Here is a 16,513-nt window from a genome sequence, read left to right as displayed (position 1 = left end):
CTCAGGCCGGGGTGGCTGGCGCTGTTGAGTCGGGTCGCACGCTCCAGGTGCGGATGCGGGGAAGGCGCCGGGCGGCGTGTGTGCCCCCGATGATGCGAACGAGGGGCGGTCCTGTGGGACCACCCCTCGTGTCGGCTGCTCGCGTCAGTCCTGGCGGCGGGCGCCGAACATGATCTCGTCCCAGGTGGGCACCGAGGCGCGACGGCCCCTGGAGCCCTTCTTGGGCTGGCGCGCGGCGGGCGCCGGCGGCGGCGACGGCACGGGCCCCGCGTCCCCCGGCTTCTTGGGGACGGGCGGCTTGGGCACCGGCGGCTTGTCCGGGACCGGCCTGCTCTCCTTGGCGCCCTCGTCGGTGCTCGGGCGCGCGGCGGGCACCTGGGCCTTCTCCTCGGGTACGGCCTGCCCCGCCGCCTTCACCGCCTCGGCACCCTGCCCAGCCTCGGCACGCTGCCCGGCTTCGGCACCCTGCCCGGCCTCGGTGCCCTGTCCGGCCACGGCTGCCGCCGAGTTCTGGACGGCTTCCTCGGCCTGGGGCGCCTTGGGCGTCTCCGCGTCCCTGTCGGCCTGGGCCGCCTCCACGGCGTCGGCGCTCTGCCCGGACTCGGCGACCTTGAGGTCCTCGGCGCCTCGCTCGGCCTCCGCCCCCTTCGAGACCTCACCGACTTCGCCGACCTGGTGACCCCGTCCGCCCTGGGCGGCCTGCTCGGCCTGCGCTGTCTGGTGAGCCTGTCCGGCCTGGGGAACCTGCCCGGCCTGGTCAGCTTGCCCGGCCTGGTCGGTCTGCCTGGTCTGGTTCTGTCCGGCCGGGTTGGCCTGTCCGGCCGGGTCGGCCTGCCTGGTCTGGTCGGTCGCGTTCGCCGCCGGACTTCCAGCGCCCGGGTCGGTCGCTGTCGCGGTCGCGGTCGGTGTGCCGGTGCTCTGCTCGGTCACGTCAGGCTGCGGCGCCTCGGTGGCCTGGGCGGTCACATCGGGCTTGGGCGCTTCGGCGCTCACGTCAGTCTTCGGCGTCTCGGTGGCTGGCGCGGTCGTGGCGGGCTTGGGAGCCTCGGTGGCCTCGGCGCTTACCGCTGGCTTCGGCGCCTCGGCGGCCTGCCGCGTGGCTGCTTCGGAAGTTCCTGCGGCCTGCTGCGTGGCGGCTGCCTCGGAAGTTCCTGCGGCCTGCGTGGCGGCTGCCCCGGGAGTGTCCGCGGCCTGCGGGGTCGCGGCTGCCTCGAGAGTCTCGACCGCCTGCTGAGTCGCGGCGGCCCCGGGAGTTTCGGCGGCTTGCGGCGACTCGACGGCCTTCTGCTCCCGCACGGACGCGTCAGCTGCCTCCGACGGCCCTTCGGCCGCCTGCGGCTGCTCAGCGAGGTCCGCGTCGACCCCCTGGGAAGCCCCGGCTGGAGTGGTCGCGTGCTGAGCGGCCTCCGGCTCGGCGGTAGCCACCTGCGCGGCCGCAGGGACGACCTCCGGCCCGGCAGGGGCGACCTGCTCAGCACCAGGGCCATCCTGCGCGGTGGTCGAAGCGTCCTGCGCGGTGGCAGGGCTGTCCTGCACGGTGGTCGAAGCGTCCTGCGCAGTGGCAGGGCCGTCCTGCGCGGTGGCTGCAGCGTCCTGCGCGGTGGTCTGCGGGGTCGTGGGGACGGCTTGTGCGGTCTCGACGGCGCCGTCGACAGGCGGAGACACCTCCCCGGCCCCCTTCACCGCGGCGGATCCCTGAACAGCGGCCACGTCGGCGGCTGCCGGTGCGGTCGCGGCGTCAGAAGCAGGCTGCGCGGTACCGGAAGAGGGCAGCTCGGCGTCGGAAGCGGGCCGCGCGGTGTCAGCGGCTCCTGGTGACTCCACGGCGGTGGCGGCCTGCGCGGTCGCGGTGGCCTCCGGAGAAGCGGCGGCCTCCGGAGAAGCAGGAGTCTCCGGAGAAGCGGTGGCCTCCGGAGAAGCAGGGGCGACGGAGGCAGGCGCGGGCGCGACGGCCCCAACCGTGTCCTCGACCAGCGGAGCGGCCGTGACTGGCGCCTCACCGGGCGCGGCGTCGCCCGTGGCGGCGGGAGCCGGGACAGCCTCGGCTCCGTCGAGCAGGGGCCGGCCGGCGGCGGAACCCGCAGAGCCGTGCGCGGGGCCTGCGGGCGCTTCGGGCGACGGCGACGGTGCGGGCTCGCGCACCGCGGGTGCGTAGATCGACTCCGGCTCCCGGGCGGCGCCGCGCCCCCCGGCCTCGGCCGTACGCGAAAGGCTCGGTGTCCACGCCGCGGGCGGCTCGGCAACGGCGGGATGTGCCACCGGCGGCGGGAAGCTCGTCGAGTCCTGGAACGCCGCCGGAGCGGGCGGCTCCTGCCTGGCCGCCGGCGCGGGCGCGTCGTGGTGGATCAAGGCGGCCGGCGGCTCGTGGCGGACAACCGGAGCGGGTGGTTCGTGGCGGGCCACCGGGGCCGGTGGTTCGTGGCGGGCCACCGTCGGGAACGGCACGGGCGGCTGCATCAGCGGCTCGGCGGCCAGCGGCGGCACCGGCTGCAGCTTGGCCACACGCGGCGCGAAGGGCGTGACGGTGGTGTCCTCGACCTGCGGGTTCGGGTCGAAGTCGGCCGACGACAGCCGCATGGCCTCGTCGTCGTGCGGGGTGACGTGGCGGCGGCGCGGGTCGAACAGCCACTCGGCGTGCCGGGTGTGACCGTTCCATACGTAGCCGAGCTTGACCCGCCACATGCCGTCGTCGCGCTTGGCGGAGTCCCAGTCGATCTCGTCGGACGGCACGCCACGCCGGGTGAGCCGCTCGGCGACCAGGTCGCCGAGCGTGGGGCCGGGGGCCGACTCCCCAGGCATGCGCACGGACACGCGCTGCGCCTGCTGGGCGACGTACTCCCTCTCCTGGAGCACGGGGCCCTCGAACCAGCGGACCCGCTCGACGGGGATTCCCGCGGTCGCGGCGATCTCCTCCGCGGTCTCCCCGGCTCGGATGCGGGCCTGGATCTCCTTGGGGCGCAACGGACTCTCCACTTCGATCTCGTACTGGCCGAGACGGGAGAAGTTTCCGCGGACGGCAGCGCGGAGCCGGTCGTCCACGGGAAGCGTGAAGCGGGTCCCTCTCCCGGCCGTCGCCAGCACGAGATAGGTGCCGTCCTCGCTCACCGCGACGAGTCGGAGCTCCTGCATGCGAGTCCCTTCGTCAGCGTCGTGCTCAATCTTCCCCCGGACCCTTGAGTCTCTCGCGTGTGCCGGTTGCCTGCCAGCACCGTACCCGGCATGTCCGAACATCGCCTTCATGGGACGGGCCCTGTTCGATGTGACGCCGGTCACATTTGATGTTTCCATCCGGAATTACAGCCCGCCACCGTGCAGCAGGAGGTTAGGCGTCCCCGAGGGATTCTGGCGAATCGCGTCACGCGTCGCCGTGAACTTCGGCCAAGTGGCCTGATCTGGCGGGTCGCCGGACGGTCGGGGCTCCAGGTGGCGGGCGAGGACGCCCGCCGCGCGTGGGGAGGTGACCACGGCCACTCCGGCCTCGCTGAGCCGACGTACGGCGGTGGCGAGGGCGGGGGAGTCGCCGGAGTCGACGGGCAGGGTGGCCACGGCGGGGCGGTGGGCGTGCCTGCGCACCCAGTCGAGTCCCGCGATCACGTCGGACAGGCGGCCGGAGCCGTCGCAGCCGAGCACCTTGACCGAGCCGACGTGGGCGCCGGGCGCCCTGCCGTACGGGCTGCCGGCCGCGATGGCGGCGGCGCGGGTGCCGTGCGAGCCGCAGAAGCGGCCGCGCGCGCCCGTGGCGTCGAAGGCGTGCCAGGCCCGGCCGCCGAAGTCGGGACGGGTGACGTCGACGCCGGTGCCGAGCACGTAGACGGTGACGCCCCTGCCGGTCGACGGCGAGCGGGACGGCCCGGCCGACGCCAGGCCGAGCGCGTGGCCCGGCCCCGGCTCGCCCACGCGGCCCCCGAGATCACCCGCGCGGCCGCCGAGCTGGAGCGCCCGGACCCTGCTGTCGGGTTCCACCGCGCTCACCCTGGGGTCGGCGCGCAGCTCGGCCGCCTCCGCCGGAGTCAGCACGGTGGCGAAGCCGGGCAGCGCGGCGGCGTAGTAGCGGCGTACCCGCCAGCGCGCGTCGCCGACCAGTGCCCGGGCCTCGGCTCTGCCGACGGCGGTGACGATGGAGGGGCGGGGCGGCTCGTCGGGCACGGTGAGCGTGGCGGCGGGTGTCACGACAGAGGCCACCACGGGGGCCGCTGTGGTGACCGCCGTCGCCACGGCCGCGGCGGCGTAGACGGAGGGCAGTCCGAATCGGCGGGGCACGAGGGTCCAATCTGCTGTCACGCAGGTCACAGGAACAACAGGACACGCGGTCGCGTCTAGTTACGAAGAAGCTCTTTACCGAACGCGTGACAAGAGGGGACTGATCCGGGGGATGAGCGGCGAGCAGCAGAAGTTCGAGCTGAGCGTGCCGCAGATCGCAGGGGGAGCGCTGGCCGCGGTGACCGCGGCTGTCGCGGCGTCGTACCTCGGGGTGGCGGGGACCTTCGTCGGCGCGGCCGTGGCGAGCGTCGCCAGCACGATCGGCGGCGCGGTCTACACGCACTACCTGAAACGCGCCAACGAGCAGATCAAGCAGCATACCGTCGTCGCCTGGCGCGACCGGTCCGAGCCGCCGGCCCGCGTCGAGGGGGCGGGGGAGCTGGCCACGGCGGTGCAGGCCACCGTGCGGGAGGAGGGCGAGTCCGCGCCCACGCTGGTGATGGCCCCGGTGGTGCCGAAGCGACGGCTGCCGTGGCCCAAGCTGCTGGCGGCTGCGGCGCTGGTGTTCGCGATCAGCACCGGGGTCATCCTCGCCTACCAGGCGCTGGCCCACGAGACCGTGCACGAGACGGTGACCGGCAGGTCCAGCGCCGTCCAGCAGAAGAAGGAGCCGAAGCGCGAGCGGGAGGAGCCGGTGGCGCCGCCGTCGTCCGAGGCGCCGCGGTCGCGGGAGCCGGCGACCACGCCCACCCCGTCTCCCACGCCGACGCCGACCCCCAGCCCGACGCCCACCCGGACGCCCGCGGCGACGCCCACGCCACCCGCGACCGAGCCCACGCCGGAGCCCACCGGCTCGGCCACCGAGGCGCCCGCGCCCGCCGAGACGCAGAGCGACAGGGGCACCGAGCCGGACCAGGACGCGCCCGCCGAAGACCGTCTCGAGCAACTGCCCGGCCAGTCCTAGCGCTTTCCGGCCTCATCGCGACGCAGGAAGCCCCGGATGTCGTCGAGGCCGTCGAGCGCCCGTCCGTCCACGTCCGACGGATCGGCCTCCGCTCGCGCCGCCAGGGACGTCGCGAGCGCGACGGCGTGATCGCTGAGGTGTCCGAAACGTCGCGCGGTATGCCCCAGGCACAGGCCGGCCAGCCCGAGCAGCGGACTGCCGGCCGAAGCCCGCGTTCCGACCTCCACGCAGCAGTGCTCGACGAACGCCCGGTCGTCCTCGTTCAACGCGGTACCGACCAGAGCGTCCGCCGCGGCGGCCTCCTGCGAGCGGTCGCTCAGAGCCCGCTCCAGCGTCTCGAGCACCACCTCATGGGGCAGTGCTGAAGGGTTCCCGAAGCGCCGGTGCGCATCCACCTGGAGCGCGGCCTCGGCCCTCAGGCGCCCAGGACGGTGTCCAGGTAGGGGTTGGCGAACACCCTGCCGGGGTCGAGGCGGTCGCGCAGCGCCACGAAGTCGGCGAACCGCGGATACACCCCGCGCAGGTAGGCGGCGTCCCTGGTGTGGAGCTTGCCCCAGTGCGGCCGCCCGTCGAGGCGCGTCATGATCTCCTCGACGCCCTCGAAGTAGGCGGGGTTCGGGGTCGGCCGGTAGATGTGGCAGGCGATGTAGGCCGACGGCCTGCCGTACGCGGTGGACAGCCAGGCATCGCTCGGCGGCGTGACGCGCACCTCGATCGGGAAGGTGATCTTCCAGTCCATCCGCTCGACCAGGTCCCTGGTCTCGCGCAGCGCCTGGCCGAGCCGTTCGCGGGGGACGGCGTACTCCATCTCCAGGAAGCGCACGTCACGCACGGAGGTGAAGACCTTGTAACTGGTGTTCACCGATTCGGAGTCGCCGAGGAAGGCCGCTGACAGCGCGTTGAGCCGGGGGATCGCGGCGGGGAAGCGTCCGCCGATGCCGCACAGCGCCCCGAAGAGGGTGTTCTCCAGGAACACGTTGTCCAGCCAGTGCTTGACGGCGCCGGGCGGGCTGGCCGGGCCCGGGTGCCGGTTGTTGGTCTTGACCAGGCAGGCGTCGGTGTGCGGGAGCCAGAAGAAGTCGAGGTGCTCGTTGTCGGCCGTCATCGCGTCGAGGCCGTCCAGGATGTCGCTCAGCGGCATCGCCCTGCGCCGGTTGTGCAGCAGGAAGGAGGGCTCGACCCGGAAGGTGACGGCGGTGAGCACGCCCAGCGCGCCGAGCCCGACCCTGGCGGCGTCGAACAGGTCGTCACCGGGGACGGCCGTCGCCACGGAGCCGTCGGCCAGCACCATCTCGAGCTTGACCACCTGGTCGGCCAGGCCGCCGGTGTCGCGTCCGGTGCCGTGGGTGCCGGTCTGGATGGCGCCGGCGACCGTCTGCGCGGTGATGTCGCCCATGTTGGCCAGCGCCAGGTCGCGCTTGGCGAGCTCCTCGTTGAGCACGCTGAGCGGGGTGCCCGCCAGCACGCACACCGAGCTGGAGCCGTTGTCCCTGGTGACCGAGCGGATGCCGGTCAGCTTGTGCGGCCTGAGCATGATGCCGTCGGTGAGGGCCACCCCGGTGAAGGAGTGGCCCGTGCCGACCATGCGGACGCGGCGCCCGCTCGCGGCGGCGTCCTGGACGGCCCGCGCCACGTCCTGCACGGAGGATGGGGTGCGCACCTCGGCGGGCGTGGCTGACTGGTTGCCGGCCCAGTTCGTGAAGACCATGCGCACCCCTCCGGAGCAACGTTCGGTTAAACGCGAACGATACTCACTTTTCCCATCCTTCGGGAACGGGGAAGATGTCGCCCGGCTGCAGGTTCTGGCTCTTGACGACCTCGGAGACCGTCACGAGATGGTAGCCCTTGCCCTGCAACGTCTTGATGAGCGCGGGCATCGAGTCCACGGTCTGCTTCACCCAGTCGTGCATGAGGATGATGCCGTCCTGCTTGGCCACCGCGAGCGTCTGCTTCTTGATGGCCGCCTCGTTCTTGGACTCCCAGTCGCGCGAGCCGCCGGTCCACAGGATCATCGGCATCCCGAACTCCGCCGCGATCTCGGAGACCTGCAGGTCGGCCAGGCCGTACGGCGGGCGCAGCAGCTTGGGCTCCACGCCGGCGGCCTGCTTGACGGCGTCCTGGGTCTTCTTGATCTCGTTCCGGATGGCCCCCGGCTCGAGCGTGGTGAAGTTGGGGTGCTTGTAGCTGTGGTTGCCCAGCTCGTGCCCTTCGGCGGCCATGCGCTTGACGAAGGCCGGACGGCTCGTCACGTACTGGCCTTCGAGGAAGAACGTGGCCTTGGCGTTGTACTTCTTCAACGTGTCGAGCAACTGGCCCGCGTACTGGCCGGGGCCGTCGTCGAAGGTCAGCGCCAGGCACTTGACCTGGGTGCAGTCGACCTCTTTGGGGGCGGGTGCGGCTGTCGCGGCGGCGGGGGTCGATGCGACCGTTACCGCGGCGATGGCCAGAAGTGAAAGGAGATGTCGGGACATAGCAGACTTTCGTAGGTTGAGGGGGTGTCTGAGGGGATCTCCCGACCGTAGCGGATCATCCTTTGGCGGGTGAAGGAGCCTCAGGAAGTCTCAGCAAACCCGAACCTCCGATGCCGACGACGGCCGCCAGCAGCGCACACGTCAGCGAGAAGCCGTAGGCGTTGGAGGCGCCGAACGCCTCGGTGAGCCGCCCGCCCGCCCACGCGCCGACCGCCACGCCGAACCCGATCGAGGTGGAGATCCACGCCATGCCCTCGGTGAGCAGCGACGGCGGCACCAGCCGCTCGGTGAGCGAGAAGCCGGTGATGAGCGTCGGCGAGATCGCCAGGCCCGCGATGAACAACGCGATCGCCATGACCGGCGCGCTGCCGATGAAGGCGATCGGCAGCAGGCCGACCGCGAAGACCGCCAGCGCCCTGACGAACCTGGCCCGCAGCGACACCTTCCACGCCCGCGAGCCGAACCACAGGCCCGACACCATCGAGCCGCCCGCGAAGGCCGCCAGCAGGAAGCCGGCCATGCCCTTGACGCCGTGCTCGTCGGCGAAGGCCACCGTGATCAGGTCGACCGAGCCGAAGACCGCCCCCAGCGCGAGGTAGACGCACGACAGCAGGGCGATGCCGGGGATGGTGATCGGGCTGCCGCCGACGTGCCGTACCAGGGCGACGGGAGGCTCGGTACGGCGCTGCATCGCGAACGCGAGCGTGCCCACCAGCATGAGCACCAGCGCCACGATCAGCCCCGCGAACGGGTTGACCATGGTCGCCAGGACGGTCACCGTCGCTGGCCCGGTAACGAAGATCACCTCGTCGGCCACCGACTCGAACGCGAAGGCGGTGTGCAGCCGCGCCGAGCCGCCCAGCAGGTGGGACCAGCGCGCCCGGACCAGCGACCCGAGGGAGACCGAGCTGGCGCCGACCACGAAGCCGGAGACGTAGAGCGTCCAGCCGGGCAGGCCGAGTCCCGCGCACAGCATGAGCGCCGCCATGGCCGCGCCGTTGACCAGGGCGAGCGGTGTGATGACCCGGCCCTGGCCGAACCTGTCGACCAGGCGGCCCGACAGCGGGGCGGCGATGGCGTAGGAGAGGTTGGTGACGGCGGCGACGGCGCCTGCCGTGGCGTACGAGCCGGTGATGAAGGAGATGAGCAGGACGATGCCGATTCCCAGCATCGACATCGGCATCCTGCCGATGAATCCCGCGACGACGAAACCCTTCACGCCGGGCATGTTGAACAGCCCCCGGTACGGCCCGACCACTTGTGTCCCCCTACTCTTCAAGCGTTCAACCTTTGCGCACCGTGTGTCCGGACAGCAAGTGATTTTTCGCCTGATCGTCTAACGTGGCGCAGGTGTCTGCTCTTCCCTCTGTCCGGGGACTCATGATCGTTCTCGCCGTCGTGGTGTCGGTGGGCGCCGCGGGCGCGTTCGCGTTCACGATGAGCGAGGAGAAGAAGAAGGGCGCCGATCCCGCCCCGCCCGTCGTCCTCAAGGAGGAGACCCCGCGGCTCGACCAGCTGGTGCCGGTCAAGGAGTTCGGGCAGGGCGGCCCGGGGGTCTCGGTCACGCCGCCGCGCATGCTGGGCATCGCCCGGGCCACGGTGCCCAAGGACACCCGCCTGGCCCTCGGCGGCCTCAAGCACGTGCAGAAGGTGATCGTGGTGGACGCGGGCTCGGTCAGGATCTCCGGCACCGGCGTCAACCTCCTGGCCGTCGACCCCACCGAGTACCGCTCGTGGACCCCGCAGGCGGTCGCCGACCAGCCGGAGGTGTGGAGCGCGCTGGCCAGGGGCGAGCTGGTCGCCGACACCTCCGCCGCCCGCAGGTTCGGCCTGGTCCTCGGTGCCACCTACCAGATCGACGGCGGCCCGAGACTGCGCGTGGCCGCCTCCGCCACGCTCGGCCTGCCCGGCGTGGACGGCGTCGTCAGCACCGAGGTCGGCCGCAGCCTCGGCCTCATGCAGGGCGTGGCCGTCCTCCTGCACGGCAAGGAGGGCAAGATCCGCGAGGCGGGCGTGCGCCGGCTGCTGGGCAAGGACACCCAGGTGGTCACCATCGGCCGCGCCCCCGCCCGGCCCCGGCCGCAGAAGCAGGTGGTACGGCAGGGCAGCTACCTGGACCTCTACAAGTCGGCCGCCACCCGCTGCCCCGGCCTGTCGTGGACCGTGCTGGCCGCCATCGGCCAGGTGGAGAGCTCCCACGGGCGCAACAACGGCCCGTCGAGCGCCGGCGCCCTCGGCCCGATGCAGTTCATGCCCGCCACCTGGAAGGCCTACGGCGTCGACGGAGACGGCGACGGCCGCAGGGACATCTGGAGCCCCTACGACGCGGTGCCGGGCGCGGCCAACTACCTGTGCGCCAACGGCGCCGGCCAGGGCGGGCAGAAGCTGCGCAAGGCGGTGTGGTTCTACAACCACTCCTGGGACTACGTGAACAAGGTCCTCGGCCTGGCCGACGCCTACGCCCGCGCCTACACCTGACCCCGCCCGCCTGACCCCGCCGGCCCCGGTCTACGAGGGGCGTCGCACGGGCGCCGGGCAGCAGGTCAGCGGGCACGCCACCGGCTCCGGCTCGTCCATCAGCTCGCGCACCATGCGCACGAAACGCGGATGCGTGCCCGCCGTCGCCGCCCGCTCCAGCGGCAGCCCCAGCTCGGCGGCCAGTTGCCGGGCCTCGACGTCGAGGTCGAAGACGACCTCCATGTGGTCGGAGACGAAACCGATCGGCACCAGCACCACGGCGGGCGCGTTCGTCTTGCGCAGGTGGTCGAGCACGTCCGGCTCCAGCCACGGCACCTGCGGCGGGCCGCTGCGCGACTGCCACACCAGATCCCACGGCTCGTCGCGGCCGAGCGCCTGGTTGACCAGCTCGGCCGACCTGCGCAGCTGCGCCTCGTAGAGCCCGCCGGAGGGGCCCGCCGTCTCGGCCATGGAGACGGGGATGCTGTGCGCGGTGAACACCAGCCTGGCGTCGTCGCGGCCCAGCCGGTCGAGCGCCTGCCTGGTGTGGTCGGCCAGCGCGGCCACGAACCCCGGATGGTCGCCGAAGTGGCGCATCTTGACCAGCTCGGGCCCGCCATCGAGGGAGATGCGCCGGATGTCCTCGTAGTACTGCCGGCAGCTGGAGTAGCCGGCGAAGGCCGAGGTGGCGAAGACCGCCGCCTTCCTGACCCCGTCGGCCTTCATCTGCTTGACCGTGTCCTCGCCGAACGGCCGCCAGTTGCGGTTGCCCCAGTAGACCGGCACGTCCAGCTCCGGGCGCAGGGCCGCCATCAGGTCGCGGTTCTGCTGGTTGATCGGGCTGACCCCGCCGAAGGACTGGTAGTGCTCGGCCACCTCGAGCAGCCGCTCGCGCGGCACCCCCCGGCCCCGCACGACGTTCTCCAGGAACGGCATCACGTCGTCGGGCCCCTCGGGACCGCCGAAGGACAGCAGCAGCAGCGCGTCATAGTTCCCCACGCCGGTAAGCCTAGGCGGACCACGATGTAGGTTCGTGACGTGAGCTCATTCAAGGATATTCGAGACTACGTTGCCATCCCCCGAGTTCTCTCGCTGAAGCTGTCGCCGGACGGATCCCGGCTCGTCAGCGCCGTCCAGTCGCTCAATCCCGACGGCAAGTCGTTCGGCACCGCGCTGTGGGCCATCCCCGTGGACGGCGAGCCGTACCGTCTCACCAGGAGCGCCAAGGGAGAGACCGGCACCGAGTTCACCTCGGCGGGTGACGTGCTGTTCGCCTCACGCCGTCCCGATCCGACCGTCAAGGACGCCGACGAGGAGGTGCCCGCCCTCTGGCTGCTGCCGCGCGCCGGCGGCGAGGCCCGCCAGGTGGCCGCCCGCCCCGGCGGCATCGCCGCGGCCAGGACGGCGGGCGACGTGGTCGTCTTCGCCTCCGACGTGCTGCCCGGCGACGAGGCCGCCGACGAGGAGCGGCGCAAGGCCCGCAAGGACGCAGGGATCAGCGCGATCCTGCACGAGGGGTACCCCGTCCGCTACTGGGACCACGACCTCGGGCCCGGCCGTACCCGCCTGTTCGCCGGCAGGCTCGGCGCCGACCGGCTGGAGGACGTGCGGGATCTGACCCCCGACTCCGGCAGTTCCCTCGGCGACCACCTGGACTTCGCCCTCACCCCCGACGGCGCCACGGTCCTGAGCACCTGGGCGGTGCCGACCGGCGCGGGCCAGCAGCGGATCGAGGTGGTCGCCATCGACGTGGCCACCGGCGAGCGGCGCACCCTGTTCGCCGCCGACGACCACGACTTCGAGGGGCCGCTGCGGATCTCGCCCGACGGCGCCCGCGTGGCCTGCTCGCGCAGCCGCCACACCGCGTTCGACGTCTCGGCCCGCTCCGAGCTGTGGATCGGCGAGATCGCCACGGGCGAGGGCAGGGTCCACGCCGACGACCTGTTCCCCACCGACCTGGCGTGGGCGGCCGACTCCACGGCCGTCTACCTCGCGGCCGACCACCAGGGCCGCCGCCCGGTCTTCCGCGTCTCCCTCGACGGCGCCGTCACGCGGCTCACCGCCGACGACGCCGCCTACCTGGCGCTCAACGCCTCCGTGGACGGCCGCTTCCTGTACGTCCTGCGCAGCGGCTACCACGCCCCCGCCACCCCGGCCAGGATCGACACCGCCACCGGCGAGGTCGTCGAGCTGCCCTCGCCCGCCCCCGCGCTGGAGCTGCCCGGCACGCTCACCGAGCTGACGGCCGTGGCCGACGACGGGCAGGAGATCCGCGGCTGGCTGGTGCTGCCCAGGGACGCCTCGGCCGAGAACCCGGCGCCGTTCCTGCTGTGGATCCACGGCGGCCCGGTCGCCTCCTGGAACGACTGGTCGTGGCGGTGGAACCCGTGGATCATGGCCGAGCACGGCTACGCCGTCCTCATGCCCGACCCCGCCCTGTCCACCGGCTACGGCCAGCACATGATCGACCGCGGCTGGGGCGACTGGGGCCCGCGCACGCTGGCCGACCTCGACTCCATCGTCGACGAGGCGCTCAAGCTGCCCGAGATCGACGAGACCCGCCTGGGCGCGATGGGCGGCTCCTTCGGCGGCTACATGGCCAACTGGGTGGCCGGGCACTCCGACCGCTACCGCGCGATCGTCACCCACGCCTCGCTGTGGAACCTCGACCAGTTCGCCGGCACCACCGACGCCTCCATGTACTGGCAGCGGGAGTTCGGCGCGCCCGGCTCCGAGCGGTACGGCAAGCTGTCCCCGCACGTGGCCCTCGACCGGATCAGCACGCCGATGCTGGTCGTCCACGGCGACAGGGACTACCGGGTGCCGATCGGCGAGGCGCTGCGCCTGTGGTGGGACCTGCAGCGCAGCGACGTCGAGTCGAAGTTCCTCTACTTCCCCGACGAGAACCACTGGATCCTCAAGCCGGGCAACGCCGTCGCCTGGTACGAGACGGTGCTCGCCTTCCTCGCTCAGCACGTGCTCGGCCAGGAGTGGAAGCGCCCCGAGTCGGTGGCGTAGATGACCGACTTCGCGGCACTGGCCACGGACATCGCCCGCGAGGCGGGCGACATGCTGCTGGCCAAGCGGCCGAGCAACCCCGAGGTCGTGCAGACCAAGTCGAGCCCCACCGACGTGGTCACCGCGCTCGACCGGGCCTCGGAGGAGCTCATCAGGGCCAGGATCAGGCAGGCCAGGCCCGACGACATGATCCTCGGGGAGGAGGGCGGCGACACCCCGGGCTCCAGCGGCGTGCGGTGGGTCGTCGATCCCATCGACGGGACCGTCAACTTCCTGTACGGCCTGCCCGAGTGGGCGGTCTCCATCGCCGTCGAGGTGGACGGCAGGGTCGTCGCGGGCGCCGTCAACGTGGCGCCGCGCGGCGAGCTGTTCAGCGCCTCCCTCGGCGGCGGGGCCGTCCTGCACAAGGACGGGCTCGCGCAGGAGCGGCTGCGCTGCAACAGCGGGGTGCCGCTGGCGCGGGCGCTGGTGGCGACCGGGTTCGGCTACGACGCCGCACGGCGCAGGGTGCAGGGGCAGATCGTGGCGGCCGTGCTGCCCGCCGTACGCGACATCAGGCGGGGCGGTTCGTGCGCGATCGACCTGTGCTCGGTGGCGGCGGGCCGGGTGGACGCCTACTACGAGCGCGGGATCAACTACTGGGACCACGCCGCGGCCGGGCTGATCGCCACCGAGGCGGGGGCCAGGGTCGGCGGCCTGCACGGCAGGCCGGCCGGCGGCGAGCTCACCATCTGCGCCGCGCAGGGGCTGTTCGAGGAACTGCACGACCTGCTCGTGCCGCTCGATCCCGAGCGCGACGCCTGACCGGTGGGGTGCGGCGCACCCCGGACACGACGACGGCCGGAGCCTTCAGGCTCCGGCCGTCACGCGTGCGGGTGCGGTTCAGCGCGGCAAGGGGACGCCGTGGTCGTCGGCCAGGCGGCGCAGGTCCTCGATCTCCGCGGTGAGGGTGTCGGCGAGGTAGTCGTCGCCGACGGACCTCGCCTCGTCGAGACCCTTGTAGGCCTGGCAGAGGCGGCGTTCGATCGTGATCGTGAACTCGCCCATCTCACCTTCTCTCTCACATGCATCTCGGGGGCGGCGCGTGCGGTCATGGGGGTTCCACGGCACGCGGCGATGAGTGTCTGCCGGGTTTACCCACCCCGGCCGCGGTCCGAAACCTCCGATCGCGTGTGCCCTGCGTCACGCTGCCGCCGAACATGGCTTACCGTGCGTTTATCGGGGATGTGGGGACAATGAAGCCACATCGAGGAGCAGGGAGAGGGGCCGGCAGCCGTGCGGGTGCTTGTGGTGGAGGATGAGCGGGTGCTCGCCGACGCGATCGCGACGGGTTTGCGTCGTGAGGCCATGGCCGTGGACGTGGCCTACGACGGCGGAACGGCGCTGGAGAAGACCTCCTACATCGACTACGACGTGATCGTGCTGGACAGGGACCTGCCGGTGGTCCACGGCGACGAGGTGGCCCGCCGGCTGGTCGCCGACCGCAGCGCCTCCCGCATCCTCATGCTGACCGCCGCGGGCGACGTCGACGACAAGGTGGAGGGCCTCGGCCTCGGCGCCGACGACTACCTGGCCAAGCCGTTCGTGTTCATCGAGCTGGTGGCCCGGGTGCGCGCCCTCGGCCGCAGGTCGGCGCCCGCCCTGCCGCCGGTGCTGGAACGTTCGGGGGTACGGCTGGACCCCGGCAAGCGCCTGGTGGAGCGCGACGGCAGGGAGATCCAGCTGACGAAGAAGGAGTTCGCGGTCCTGGAGGAGCTGCTGCGCGCCGACGGCGCCGTGGTCAGCCAGGAGGACCTGCTGGACAAGGCATGGGACGAGAACATCGACCCGTTCACCAACGTCGTGCGCGTCACCATGATGACGCTGCGCAAGAAGCTCGGTGAGCCCCAGGTGATCGAGACCGTCCCGGGAGTGGGATACAAGTTGTGAGCGACGAGCAGGACCGCCCGGCGGTCCCCACCCATCCGATGATCAGCCCGCACTCGGAGCGGGCGAGCATGACACGGACGCGGGTGGAGCAGCTGGGCCAGGGGGACGGGGACAAGGGCGGGCAGCGGCCGCCGCAGGAGGAGGCGTGGGACGGCCCGCCGCCCATCCAGCCGGCGGCCGAGGAGACGATGGCCGAGCGCATCAGGGTGATGCGCGACAGGGTGAGCATCCGCTGGCGGCTCACCCTCACCTACAGCGCGCTGTTCTTCGCCGCGGGCGCCTTCCTGCTCGCGGTGATGTACCTGATCGTCAGCGCGGTGCTGCACCAGGGCTTCTCCTTCACCCTGAAGCTGCCGCAGTGGGCGCCGGAAGGGCTGGCCGAGTCCCTGAACGACCAGTCCCAGCTGCTGATGAACAACAACATCAACCTGATCCTCGAGAACCTGATCAGGCAGTCGATCATGGTGTTGATCGGGGTCGGCATCCTGGCGCTGATCCTCGGCTACTTCGTGGCCGACCGGGCGCTGCGTCCCGTGACGCAGATGACCGCGACGGCCAAGAAGCTGTCCGAGAGCAACCTCGCCCACCAGCGCATCGACCTCAAGGGTCCGCAGGACGAGCTGAAGGAGCTGGCCGACACCTTCGACGCGATGCTGACCAGGCTCAACATCGCCTTCGACACCCAGCGCAGGTTCGTGGCCAACGCCTCGCACGAGCTGCGCACACCGCTGACCATCAACAGGACGGTGCTGGAGATCGCGCTGTCCGACCCTGAGGCGTCCGAGGACCTCAAGGCGCTGGGCCGTACCCTCCTGGAGGTCAACGCCCGCAACGAGAAGCTGATCGAGGGCCTGCTGCTGCTGGCCAGGAGCGAGCGCGAGCTGCGCGTGCGCAAGCCGGTCGACGTCAAGGAGGTCGCGACGACGGCCGTGGAGCAGCTGGCGCCCTTCGCGGCCGAGCACGGCGTCACCGTCACCACCGAGCTGTCGGCCGCGCCGACGCTGGGCGACCCCGTCCTGCTAGAACGCTCCATCAGCAACCTGCTCGAGAACGCCGTCAAATACAACATCCCAGAAAACGGAAAAGTCTGGATCCGGACGGGAATGGTGGACGGGGCACTGGTTGTTCAGGTGGCCAACACGGGACAGCATGTCCCGGCGTACGAGGTCAACAGCCTGTTCGAGCCCTTCAGACGGCTCCACGCCGACCGCGTGGACTCGGCGAAAGGCTCGGGTCTCGGCCTGTCCATCGTCCGCGCGGTCGTGCAGGCGCACGGCGGAAACGTGGCCGCGGTGCCGCGCGACGGCGGAGGACTTGTCGTGACCATTCGACTTCCCGGGCGCTAGTCCGGCGTGTTGATCTGACGGGGGAGTCTCGTTCGCGCCGTACATGTGGTTGGATGTGCCGTCGAACACGGTGGTGCATGCCGCCAATGCTGTGTGTTTCGCCATATTTGGCTAACCACGGGCCGTTG

The 16,513-nt window shown here is 72.0% G+C and carries 14 protein-coding genes; 6 read left to right on the top strand and 8 right to left on the bottom strand.

The features are described 5' to 3' along the window. Positions 1-144 precede the first annotated feature (144 nt). A complete protein-coding gene (sepH, locus tag ACWDLG_RS26290; protein ID WP_449924523.1) occupies positions 145-3,129 on the bottom strand; it encodes a septation protein SepH in 2,985 nt (994 codons plus the stop codon). Positions 3,130-3,294: 165 nt separating this feature from the next. After that, positions 3,295-4,281: a S8 family serine peptidase gene (locus tag ACWDLG_RS26285; protein ID WP_449924520.1), complete on the bottom strand. Its 987-nt coding sequence runs from the start codon at positions 4,279-4,281 to the stop codon at positions 3,295-3,297. A 91-nt stretch (positions 4,282-4,372) separates the two neighbouring features. Between ACWDLG_RS26285 and ACWDLG_RS26280 the strand changes: the two genes are divergently transcribed. Further along, positions 4,373-5,164, top strand: coding sequence for a hypothetical protein (locus tag ACWDLG_RS26280; protein WP_449924517.1), 792 nt, complete (start codon positions 4,373-4,375; stop codon positions 5,162-5,164). On the opposite strand, the gene ACWDLG_RS26275 is transcribed toward ACWDLG_RS26280, so the two are convergent. The 4 genes from ACWDLG_RS26275 to ACWDLG_RS26260 form a co-directional block, all read right to left on the bottom strand. After that, on the bottom strand, positions 5,161-5,508 hold the full coding sequence (locus ACWDLG_RS26275) for a hypothetical protein (RefSeq protein ID WP_449924514.1): 348 nt from the start codon (positions 5,506-5,508) through the stop codon (positions 5,161-5,163). The two genes, ACWDLG_RS26280 and ACWDLG_RS26275, sit on opposite strands and share 4 nt — an antisense overlap. A gap of 71 nt (positions 5,509-5,579) precedes the next feature. After that, positions 5,580-6,872, bottom strand: a complete 1,293-nt coding sequence (locus tag ACWDLG_RS26270; protein ID WP_449924511.1) for a D-arabinono-1,4-lactone oxidase — start codon at positions 6,870-6,872, stop codon at positions 5,580-5,582. Positions 6,873-6,915: 43 nt separating this feature from the next. Beyond that, positions 6,916-7,635, bottom strand: a complete 720-nt coding sequence (locus ACWDLG_RS26265) for a polysaccharide deacetylase family protein (RefSeq protein ID WP_354904546.1) — start codon at positions 7,633-7,635, stop codon at positions 6,916-6,918. A 55-nt stretch (positions 7,636-7,690) separates the two neighbouring features. Continuing rightward, on the bottom strand, positions 7,691-8,914 hold the full coding sequence (locus ACWDLG_RS26260) for an MFS transporter (protein ID WP_449924507.1): 1,224 nt from the start codon (positions 8,912-8,914) through the stop codon (positions 7,691-7,693). 101 nt (positions 8,915-9,015) lie between these two features. Between ACWDLG_RS26260 and ACWDLG_RS26255 the strand changes: the two genes are divergently transcribed. Continuing rightward, positions 9,016-10,113, top strand: coding sequence for a lytic murein transglycosylase (locus tag ACWDLG_RS26255; protein WP_449924504.1), 1,098 nt, complete (start codon positions 9,016-9,018; stop codon positions 10,111-10,113). A gap of 30 nt (positions 10,114-10,143) precedes the next feature. Here the strand turns inward: ACWDLG_RS26255 and ACWDLG_RS26250 are convergent, their stop codons facing one another. Beyond that, on the bottom strand, positions 10,144-11,091 hold the full coding sequence (locus ACWDLG_RS26250; RefSeq protein WP_449924501.1) for a ferrochelatase: 948 nt from the start codon (positions 11,089-11,091) through the stop codon (positions 10,144-10,146). 39 nt (positions 11,092-11,130) lie between these two features. On the opposite strand from ACWDLG_RS26250, the gene ACWDLG_RS26245 reads away from it, so the two are divergent. Both ACWDLG_RS26245 and ACWDLG_RS26240 read left to right on the top strand, forming a co-directional pair. Beyond that, complete coding sequence (locus tag ACWDLG_RS26245) at positions 11,131-13,110, top strand: prolyl oligopeptidase family serine peptidase (RefSeq protein ID WP_449924498.1); 1,980 nt, start codon at positions 11,131-11,133, stop codon at positions 13,108-13,110. Then, positions 13,111-13,914, top strand: a complete 804-nt coding sequence (locus tag ACWDLG_RS26240) for an inositol monophosphatase family protein (protein WP_449924495.1) — start codon at positions 13,111-13,113, stop codon at positions 13,912-13,914. Between the two features lie 78 nt (positions 13,915-13,992). Here the strand turns inward: ACWDLG_RS26240 and ACWDLG_RS26235 are convergent, their stop codons facing one another. Beyond that, positions 13,993-14,157, bottom strand: a complete 165-nt coding sequence (locus tag ACWDLG_RS26235) for a hypothetical protein (RefSeq protein ID WP_354904533.1) — start codon at positions 14,155-14,157, stop codon at positions 13,993-13,995. A 228-nt stretch (positions 14,158-14,385) separates the two neighbouring features. Here ACWDLG_RS26235 and ACWDLG_RS26230 point away from each other — a divergent pair, with 228 nt between their 5' ends. After that, positions 14,386-15,039 (top strand): response regulator transcription factor, encoded by a 654-nt coding sequence (locus ACWDLG_RS26230; RefSeq protein ID WP_354904531.1) that lies wholly within the window; start codon positions 14,386-14,388, stop codon positions 15,037-15,039. After that, on the top strand, positions 15,036-16,385 hold the full coding sequence (locus ACWDLG_RS26225) for a sensor histidine kinase (protein ID WP_449924492.1): 1,350 nt from the start codon (positions 15,036-15,038) through the stop codon (positions 16,383-16,385). Before ACWDLG_RS26230 ends, ACWDLG_RS26225 begins: the two co-directional genes overlap by 4 nt. The last annotated feature ends 128 nt before the right edge of the window (positions 16,386-16,513 follow it).

Source organism: Nonomuraea sp. NPDC003727 (assembly GCF_053586935.1).
The sequence above is the reverse complement of the archived record's forward strand: the minus strand, read 5'-3'. Positions and strand labels throughout refer to the sequence as shown.

Excerpts from the sequence above, each read along its gene's own strand:
- ACWDLG_RS26240 (WP_449924495.1), top strand. The coding sequence starts at position 13,111 with ATGACCGACTTCGCGGCACTGGCCACGGACATCGCCCGCGAGGCGGGC.
- sepH (WP_449924523.1), bottom strand. The coding sequence starts at position 3,129 with ATGCAGGAGCTCCGACTCGTCGCGGTGAGCGAGGACGGCACCTATCTC.
- ACWDLG_RS26235 (WP_354904533.1), bottom strand. The coding sequence starts at position 14,157 with ATGGGCGAGTTCACGATCACGATCGAACGCCGCCTCTGCCAGGCCTAC.
- ACWDLG_RS26265 (WP_354904546.1), bottom strand. The coding sequence starts at position 7,635 with ATGTCCCGACATCTCCTTTCACTTCTGGCCATCGCCGCGGTAACGGTC.
- ACWDLG_RS26255 (WP_449924504.1), top strand. The coding sequence starts at position 9,016 with ATGATCGTTCTCGCCGTCGTGGTGTCGGTGGGCGCCGCGGGCGCGTTC.
- ACWDLG_RS26280 (WP_449924517.1), top strand. The coding sequence starts at position 4,373 with ATGAGCGGCGAGCAGCAGAAGTTCGAGCTGAGCGTGCCGCAGATCGCA.
- ACWDLG_RS26270 (WP_449924511.1), bottom strand. The coding sequence starts at position 6,872 with ATGGTCTTCACGAACTGGGCCGGCAACCAGTCAGCCACGCCCGCCGAG.